The organism is Nostoc sp., assembly GCF_036917455.1.
In the GTDB taxonomy this organism is placed as follows: domain Bacteria; phylum Cyanobacteriota; class Cyanobacteriia; order Cyanobacteriales; family Nostocaceae; genus Nostoc.
Genome location: NZ_JBALDK010000264.1, coordinates 33,960 through 43,443 on the forward strand (window position 1 = coordinate 33,960; position 9,484 = coordinate 43,443).

At 44.4% G+C, this 9,484-nt stretch carries 5 protein-coding genes; 1 reads left to right on the forward strand and 4 read right to left on the reverse strand.

Annotated features, from left to right (window positions below):
• Window positions 1-244 precede the first annotated feature (244 nt).
• From V7K42_RS28480 to V7K42_RS28490, 3 genes are all read right to left on the reverse strand, one after another.
• Window positions 245-2,515, reverse strand: coding sequence for a family 2 encapsulin nanocompartment cargo protein terpene cyclase (locus V7K42_RS28480; RefSeq protein ID WP_334921026.1), 2,271 nt, complete (start codon window positions 2,513-2,515; stop codon window positions 245-247).
• 894 nt (window positions 2,516-3,409) lie between these two features.
• The gene (locus V7K42_RS28485) at window positions 3,410-5,560 is read right to left on the reverse strand and encodes a serine/threonine-protein kinase (protein WP_334921028.1); all 2,151 of its coding nucleotides are present in this window, start codon (window positions 5,558-5,560) and stop codon (window positions 3,410-3,412) included.
• A 71-nt stretch (window positions 5,561-5,631) separates the two neighbouring features.
• Complete coding sequence (locus V7K42_RS28490; protein ID WP_334921030.1) at window positions 5,632-7,332, reverse strand: serine/threonine-protein kinase; 1,701 nt, start codon at window positions 7,330-7,332, stop codon at window positions 5,632-5,634.
• Between the two features lie 167 nt (window positions 7,333-7,499).
• Between V7K42_RS28490 and V7K42_RS28495 the strand changes: the two genes are divergently transcribed.
• Complete coding sequence (locus tag V7K42_RS28495; protein ID WP_334921032.1) at window positions 7,500-9,014, forward strand: phenylacetate--CoA ligase family protein; 1,515 nt, start codon at window positions 7,500-7,502, stop codon at window positions 9,012-9,014.
• A 137-nt stretch (window positions 9,015-9,151) separates the two neighbouring features.
• Here V7K42_RS28495 and V7K42_RS28500 read toward each other — a convergent pair whose 3' ends face one another.
• The gene (locus V7K42_RS28500) at window positions 9,152-9,352 is read right to left on the reverse strand and encodes a hypothetical protein (RefSeq protein WP_334891422.1); all 201 of its coding nucleotides are present in this window, start codon (window positions 9,350-9,352) and stop codon (window positions 9,152-9,154) included.
• Between the last annotated feature and the right edge of the window lie 132 nt (window positions 9,353-9,484).

Here is a 9,484-nt window from a genome sequence, read left to right on the forward strand (position 1 = left end):
ATCAAATACCGATCTTGGACTCACACCGCCAAACTCTATTCACTGACAAAAGAACCCGACCCGACTTGACCGAGGACTGAACTTAAACCCCCTGTACCGAATGGCACTAAGTTAAGCTGAAGAGTATGCAGCGTAAAGATTGCAGAGGGGCAGGGGGGCAAAGGTGCAGAGGAGAATTTCTAAGTATCCGAACGCAATACCTAAAACTTCTTCTTTCTCCCCTGCTCCTCTGCACCCAAGAGCCTCAACGATTTTCCCTTTTCTTAGTACCATTCCCCCCTGTACCAATCAACGATCTGATCCGCGCAGCCGAAGTGCCCAGACCTGTGGGGCCATTGAGTAGCCGCCCTTCTGGCGAACTATTACGCAATTCAAATTCCTTATAGCGGTCTACCGTCACATGCCACTTGAGGACACCGCACATCCACTGCTGTAGTTTCTCGACGTATCCGTACAGTTTCTCGCGGGTACTTGCGTCCAAGTCGAAATCGTCGAACAGGGCTGGCAGTTCGGTGGCAACGATGTGTTCAAACTGGCGGGCGCGAGAGGTCATTAGGTTGTTGACGACCTCGACAGCCTGCGGCAGATCGCAGTTGAGGAATTGCTGAACGACCAGCACGCCGTTATTGAGTTCGCCCTCGAATTCTATTTCTTTCTGGTAAGAGAAGATGTCGTTGGTCAAACAGGCAAAGTCTGCGGCCGAATTATCTAGTTGGCGCATTGATCGCGTCCGGTAGATTTCCTGCGGGATCTCGTCGCCCTGAGCTAGTCGAGATAAGCTCATCGTCAGATCCGAGCCAAAGGTCTTACGGCGCATCTCAACATAATCAATCGGGTCTGGAATCCGGTTTTGGATTTGGTTGGCGAGTTCCCATAACCAGCTTTCGGTCATATCCGCGATCGCACGGCGGAACTGACCCCGCGCGTTTTGGGACATGGGGCCAGCTGTGCGAGACCACAGATCGGCCAAGCCACGTTCTACTGGGTTGGTCGGTAAGGGGATGGGGCTGGAATCAAGAGGCATAAACGCCAACAGTCGAGCGTTAAATAGTTTCGCACCCGCCATATTGCGGCTGTGTCCGTAGAGTGCTGGAAAGTAATCGTCAGCATAAGTTCCCCAGACAAGCCAGCCCGCTGTCAGATTCAACTCAGCACTGGATGCATTGGGATGGATCAACGCACCGCATAAGGCTACGTCGGCAACATCGAACTTGTGGTCATCCCAGATGACGGCTTCAGGAATGCCAGGTAGTGAGTCCAGCATCCCCATCTGGCGGGCCCATTCTTTGGAATGCTGGCGCGCGGCATCCAAATGGGAATTCAAACTTGTAGCGAACGGCATGTAAAACTTCGGCAGCGTTACCGGCCCCACAGCTTGGTATGGAACATGAGTGAAGTTCTTGAATCTTCCCAAACCCAAGGTGCTGTATAACGATCTAATCCGTACAGCCGATGTGCCCAGCCCAGTGGGCCCACCAAGAAGTGGGGTGGATGCCGAAGAATTGTCCCCTCCCTTGTTCATGTAGCGGCTCGATCGCATGTGCCACTCATGACCGCCTGACTGCCAATCCTGTAGTCCTTTGATGTATAACAGAACGTTTACACGAGCCACCGGGTCTAGTCCGTATTCTTCAAAGAGGGACGGCAGTTCTGTAATGGCGGTGTTGTCAAACTGCTGTAACCGCGAGGTCAGAAGTTCATTGGTGAGGTTGGCTGCCTCCTGCGTACTCACTTTTAGGAAGCGCTCAAAGACCAACACGCAGTTGGCATTTTCGCCTTCATCTTCGACTTCTCTCTGGTAGGAGAACAGGTCGTTACGAAGATGCACTCCATCAGCAAATGTGTCTTTCAGTACACGCATCGGTCGAGTTGTGGCGATTTCGGCTGAAATCTCCACAAACACAGCGTGTTCGACGAGATCGGCTGACCACGGAGCGCCACCAACCTTGCGGCGCATCTCGATGTATTCGATTGGGTTAGCGATCCGATCTTGGCTGATATTGGAGAGTTCCCACAAAGACTCTTCTAGGAGGTTCTTGGTACTCTCGGAAAACCTGCGCCGCCAGTCCGCAGACTTGGTGAATGCGGTACGAGACCATAGGTCGCCTAGACCACGTTCTACCGGGTTGGTGGGAACTGGGGGGGTATCGGTGGGGTACACTGGCATGAATGCTGGTAGTCGGTTAAGATACTCCTTCGCACCAGCCATATCTTGGGTGCGCTTATAGATTTCCAGGAAGTGATCGTCAAAGAAAAACACCCAAACATACCAATCGGTCACTAGGTCAAGCTCCGCCCCTGGTGCATCTGGATGAGTATAGGAACAAAGCAAGGCGTAGTCGTGGGCATCGAATGTCCGCTCGTCCCAAATAGGGGAGCTTTCCGCTTCCTCTTGTGAGCCAAGTATCCCCATTTGGTAGGCCCACGCTTTGGAATGCACTCGTGCCTCTTCTAGATTTGGGTTGAGCCGCGCGGGCCAAGGCATGTAAAATTCTGGCAGTTCAAAGGGTTGCATGATCTGCGCGTAACCTCCTCTGGGGTCTTTTTGCTGTCTTTATTTTGTGGCCGATCTAAGCACCGTTGCAGTTTACAAGTATTCTCGCCAAACGGGCTAAGTCCCCACATTTTGTTTCCTCGTAGTGGCTTGTATCCAGGCGATAAGACAAGATGTTGTTAATCCAAATAACAAGCGATTTACGTTTTTTTGAAGTTGTCTATAACGAAAGATAAGGCATTTGAAAAAGCTGTTTAAGTCATTACTTATTTCCGATGCTGGTAAATGAATTTTTAGTGATTTATGATGCCTCCATAACTTTTCATAGTTTTAAAAAAAAATCAATCCGTAGACTAAAGCAATTAAATGATAGTTAAATCAAAAACTTAATAATTAGAAGACAGTTAAGACACTTAAGCAGATAGTTAAATCAAAAACTTAATAATAAAAGACAGTTAAGACACTTAAGCAGATAGCCAAAAGATTTAAGACAGTTATTAAACAATAATTACTAATTGTAAATTTTTTGTAACTAATATTGATTAACAAAGAATTTATTGTCGTTAAGGGGTAGAACAACGATTAATTAAAAATTATGCCATTTGGCGTGAAATGCCTATCTTAAATAGCTTTTCACTTATACAGCATTTTGCATCTAAATGAAGTACATCCTTACCCCCCTTGTAAAGGGGGAAATTCCCAATCTAGTTCCCCCGCATTTCTCACAAGCTTCAGGGTAAGGATGAGCAGAGAGGAAAGAACTTGGTATTTGAACTCTCCCCTGCTCCCCTGCTCAAGCGCAGGCTTAATCGAGATGTGGTGAGAAATCCAGGTTCCCTCCCCAATCCATCGGGGAGGGTTAGGGAGGGGGATTTTTGTACTTCATTAACTTGCAATCTGCTGTATTTTTAATTTTTAATTACTTTGAGGTGTCACCTCAGCACTAGGTGTCGGTGTAGGTTCAGGTATGGGGGTTTCTGTGGGAGTTGGCGTAGAAGTTGGTGTTGGTATTTCTGTGGGAGTAGGTGTGGGAGTAGGTGTTGGCGTAGGCGTGGGATTTTCCGCCGTGATGGTGAGTCGATAGTCTTCTGGTTTCGATGCTGTGGAAACCACGACAAACTCGTAAAAACCTTTTTCTGGTAATTTTTTTGATAAACTGCGCTGGGGAGAATCTTCTAAAAATTGGATTTTGCCAGATGGTGAATATATTGATAACAAAACTTGGGAATTTGCCTGTAGTTTCAATTCCAAAGATTGATCTTTCGCCAGTCCGGCAATGAATACTTTACCATCACCAGGTTGAAGAATACCGTTGACTGTTTTGCCAGTTGCACCCGGATCAAAAACAAGCTTCTGGAAAGCGTTACCGTTGAGGATCGCACTAAGTTTATCGCTTACAAAACCGTACCAAACTTGTCCAATGGGCTGATCTCGAAAATCTTTACCACGCTGTTCAGGAAATACACTTAAAAAAGCTGCGTCTCCCAAATCATACAAAGAACGACTACCAACATTGATTTTGTTGACTTCTACTTTCCAGCGATCGCGTTCCGCAGTTGTATAAGTTCCCAGTTGTCGGCGGGTGTTGGAACTCAGTGGCGCGAGTTTTTCTAGCAATTCTGAGGCTGTTTTATCCCATTCTGCCCGTAAACCTTCATCTTCAGGGCCATCGCTGAGAGTGCGTCCCCGTAAACTGGGGTTTCTGTCCCAAAAAACTTGATTCACTAAGTTCACGTAGAAGTTAGAGTTAATCCCCAACTGTTGACGGCGATCGCTTAATCTTTCTTTGCGCTGTCGTTCTGCTGGTGAATATTGCGCTAAAGGATCGGTTGGTTGGTTACTGGTTGGAATTGGGCTGGCTGTAGGAGTAGGTGGGACTTCTACAAGATTATTGCGGCGGCTATTCAGTCCCCACCAAATTAATCCAACACTACCAACTACCACCGCCGCCACTAGGAAGGTTTTTGTTGGTGTCCACCAGCTTGTGGACTGAGGAGATGGGGGAGATGAGGAAAATGATGGGGATGGGGGAGAAGGTGGAGAGATGGCGATAGTCGCGGATGTGGGTTGTGGTGGGGTGGGATATTGAGTTGGGGGAAAGTTAGCTGGGGGCGGGTTGAGGGCTTCGAGTACTTGACGGACTGATTGATAGCGATCGCTTGGTCTAGCAGATAGCATTTTATCTAATACCTGTGCCAATATCGCACTCACATTTACTTCTCGTCGCCACTGCCAGGTAAGATTATAGGTATCAATTAATTCTTGTGGTTGTTTCCCTGTCAGTAAAACCAACATTGTTGCGGCCAAGGCGTACAAGTCGCTGTGGGGAGATACTAACCCAGTTTGCATCTGTTCTGGGGGAGCAAATCCAATCTTACCTAATAGGGTTGGTGATGGGGGAGGTGCAACTACGCCGGGTTGGTAATATTGGGAAGCAACGGCTGCTACTACTTGTTTGACACCGCCAAAATCAATTAACACTGGCAGTTTGTCAACAGTGCGAAGCATTAAGTTATCTGGAGAAATATCTCGATGAATTACTCCTAGTGAATGGATATATTCCAGTACTGGCAAAATTTGCTGTAACAATTGGCGGACTTCCGCCTCTGTAAAGCGCAAGCCCTGCTGCAATCGCGCATTTAACAAAGAATTATAAGTTTCCCCTTCTACATAATCTTGCACCAAAAACAGATATTCTTTGCCCCCTAAATTCAACCGAAGCAGTTCCCGAAAGCGCGGGATTTGGGGATGTTGCAGTTTATAGAGAACACTTGCTTCTCTCTCAAACAGTTCTTCTGCTTTTTGGACAACGTAAGCGGTTTGAACTTGGGGAGAAAATTCTTTTAAAACACAAAGTTCGCGGAAACGGTTGACATCTTCAGCTAAATAAGTGCGTCCAAAACCACCTTGGCCAATTTGACGCACAATTACATAGCGATCGCCTAAAGTTATTCCCGGCTGGATACTATAACTCATGGGCTTATCCAACAAATTTTCACCACACTGGAGACAAAAGCGGCTACCTGGGGAATTTTCATGTCCTTTAGAACAATATATTTTAGTCATTTGTCATTTGTTATTTGTCATTTGTCATTCTTCCCTAGTCCCTAATCGCCAGTCCCCAGTCCCCAATCCCCTTAATTGCCAGATTGTACTTTACTGACTCGATCGGCTGCGATCGCATACCAAATTTGACCGAAAGTCTTTTGATTCAGTTTCCCACGCTCCTGACCAGGAAACAACCGATCAAATTTTTCATTTGTGTCTTTGGTTAGTTGATCGATTGTATAGTTCCCAAACTGTCCCGATCGCGCAAGTCGTCTCCATGTATCGTAATCTTTTTGACTATATTTACCCAATTTACGACGAGCTTCTGTACTGAGGTCAGCCTGTTCTATTTTATTCAATAAATCGTCAGCGATACCAGACCAGTCATCTCGTAAACCAGTATCTTCCGGTTTCGATGTCAGGCTACGTCCTTTTAATTCCGGTTTTTTTGTATAAAATAAATCATCTACGAAGGGAATAAAAAATCCTTCAGTAATTTCTAGTTTTTGGCGACGATTGATAATTTCCTGGAGATTGCTATTTTTCCCTTTGTCGCTGACTGGTTTACCACTTGGATTTGGAAATTGGGGAATTTGCGGTAATGAAATTGATGGGAGGGTGATTGAAGTTACGCTCCGAATGACTGCATTTACAACCGCTAAAGTACCTGCGCCTGTTAAGACAACTAAAGCTGTTCCCCCTAAACTGATCGCAAAAGGGCGAATCCAAACAGGCCAAGATTTCGGTTTAGAGATTGCTTGCGTTTTGTTCTGGAATTTACTCATAACAGCACTAGCGCGTTGTCTTCCCGGAGCAACTACCATCGTCTTAATCTTGGTGGTAATATAATTTCCAGGTGATTTAGTCGCAGTTGCCGATGGTAAATCTTTGAGGATTTGTTCGGCTCGTTGATAGCGATCGCTCGGTTTATAAGCCAGCATCTTTTTTAACACCCCTTCCAATTGGGGACTAACTCGGATTTGTTTTCCCCATCCCCAAATTCCCTGATAGCTGTCGTATAATTTTTGCGGTTCTTGACCTGTCAGCAATACTAATGTTGTTACCGCTAAAGAGTATAAATCACTACTAAAAAAGGCTTTTCCCTGCCGTAGCTGTTCTTCTGGTGCGTAGCCTTTTTTACCTAATAATGTGTTATTTCCAACCAACTTAGTTTGCCAAAAACCTTGAGAAGCAGGTAATTGTTTGACACCACCAAAATCAATCAGCACTGGTAGATTATCAGAACGCCGCCAAATCAAATTGTCGGGAGAGATATCACGGTGAACTACATCTTGTGAGTGGATGTAGGCTAATACAGGTAAAATTTGTTGCAGTAGGGTGATTACTTCTTCTTCACTAAAAGTCTTTCCTTGACTCTCGCGTTGTTCTAGTAGTTGGTAATAATTATCACCATCCACATAATCTTGTACTAGAAAGAAAAAATCTTTAGTACCTATTTTCACTTGTAGCGAGGCGTGAAAACGCGGAATCTGTGGATGCTGGAGTTTTTTCAGAACATTTGCTTCTCGCTCAAATAGCTCTTTAGCTTTTTGTAAATCTTGATGTTCTTGGACTTGGGGTGCAAATTCCTTCAGCACACAGGTTTGATGAGATTTACTTATATCCTCCGCCAAATAAGTGCGTCCAAAGCCACCCTGCCCTAGATGACGGATAATTTGATAGCGATTATCCACCACCTGCCCCACAGCAAGAGGTAATGGCTCACCACAAAGGGTACAAAAGCGGTTACTACCATTATTTGTGTGTTGTTTACTGCAATAGAGCTGCATGGTGCTGAAGGATAAATTAAGGTTTTATTGAATAATTACAACGCGCATACCCTCATTTTCGGATATCCTACGAATTACGTTAGCGAGTATTAGAGCGTCATTCCGAATTACGAATTACGAATTATTTTAACGGTGTTGGTTCTATTTCAGGATAAACAACAAGCGTCATGAATCGCAAACCACGACAGCAGCAAGTCATTAAAGCATTTGAAGATTTTTTGTCTACCCCCCTAGAAACGATACTGAAACGGCATCTCAACACTCAAACTTCGGCAGCTTTAACTTTATTTCATGATGTGGCGGCTAATGTACCTGCCTACAAAGCTTTTTTAGCAGAAAGGGAAATTAATCCCGCGACTATTCAAACCTTGGAAGAGTTTCAAAAACTCCCAGCGATCGCTAAACAAAATTATATACTGCGTTACCCTTTAGCTGACTTGTGCCGCAACGGGCAATTAGAAGCGTGCGACATGATAGCTGCTTCATCAGGTTCTAGTGGTAAACCGACATTTTGGCCTCGTTTTTTCACAGATGAACTCCAAATAGCCACACGCTTTGAACAGATTTTTCACGATAGTTTTTATTCAGATACCAGACGTACCCTAGCAGTTATTTGTTTCACTTTGGGTACTTGGGTAGGTGGAATATTTACTACTAATTGCTGTCGTTATCTTGCTAGCAAAGGTTATCTCATCACTGTAATTACTCCTGGTAATAACAAAGAAGAAATTTTGCGAGTTGTCCAAGAATTAGGTTCAGCATTTGAGCAAGTTGTATTATTGGGATACCCACCATTTTTAAAAGATGTGATTGATACTGGTATCGCTCGTGGTGTGGAGTGGCAGCAATATCAGATTAAATTAGTTATGGCAGGAGAAGTATTTAGTGAAGAATGGCGGAGTTTAGTTGGTGAAAGAGTTGGTTCACAAAATCCTTGCTCTGATTTTGCATCACTTTACGGCACTGCGGATGCGGGAGTTTTGGGGAATGAAACACCGTTAAGTATCTGCATTCGCCGTTTTTTGGCGCAAAATCCCAATGCAGCTAGAGCTTTGTTTGGAGAATCACGTTTACCCACGCTAGTACAATACGATCCCTTCACTCGCTTTTTTGAAGTTCACAATGACGGATTGCTATTTTCTGGAGATAACGGTATTCCCTTAGTGCGTTATGACATATTGGATACTGGCGGAATAATTAGTTATGATACCATGCTGCAATTTTTAGCAGAATGGGGATTTAACCCGCTCGAAAATCTGCGTTCTGACACTCAACAATCACCTAGAGGTATTCATCAGCTACCTTTCGTTTATGTATTCGGCCGTTCTAACTTTACAGTTTCCTACTTTGGCGCAAATATCTATCCAGAAAATGTGACGGTGGGATTAGAGCAACCAGTAATTAAAGAATGGGTAACGGGTAAATTTGTGTTGCAGGTGAAGGAAGATGCAGACAAGAACCGATTTTTATCTGTAGTTGTGGAGTTAGCGCCAGGAGTAGAGGGGAGTGAAGATAAAAGAGAAGCGATCGCATTTTCTATTCTTTCACAACTGCTACGCCTAAATAGCGAGTTTGCTAATTATGTTCCCGTAGAATACCAAACACTACAAGTTATATTAGCCCCAATGGGTGATTCCGAATATTTTCCCATTGGAGTGAAACATCGTTATACCCGTCAATAGGGAATGGGACAATAGTTTTCAGTTAAATGCAATTCATCGCTGCAATCAAAAAAGCGATCGCATTTCCGTCCTCTTTCCAATATCTGTTTTACCTGGCGCGATCGAATAGACTAATAACTTTCCTAACTCAGCCCTCTTCAAAGGTACTCACGCAAGAAATCAAAAGGATCGTCTTCCCAACAAGGCTCAGGTATCAGCCAAAACAAACTACCGCTAATGTCGGCTTCAATCTCATCACCGTCGTCTCGATCAAATAGTTCTATCAAAGCTGTCCAATCACGTTCTCTCAAAAACGTTAACGATGGGGCATATACCTGGAAATTATTTGAGTATTTCACACGTAAAGTTGTGCTTGACAGCCGTAAAAATTTAGTATAAAAACTTGTAAATAATCAGATTTTAGATTTGAAAACCGCAGTTAAATAGTTAGTTTAATACTATTAGATATAGGCTACTATTATCAGTGTCTC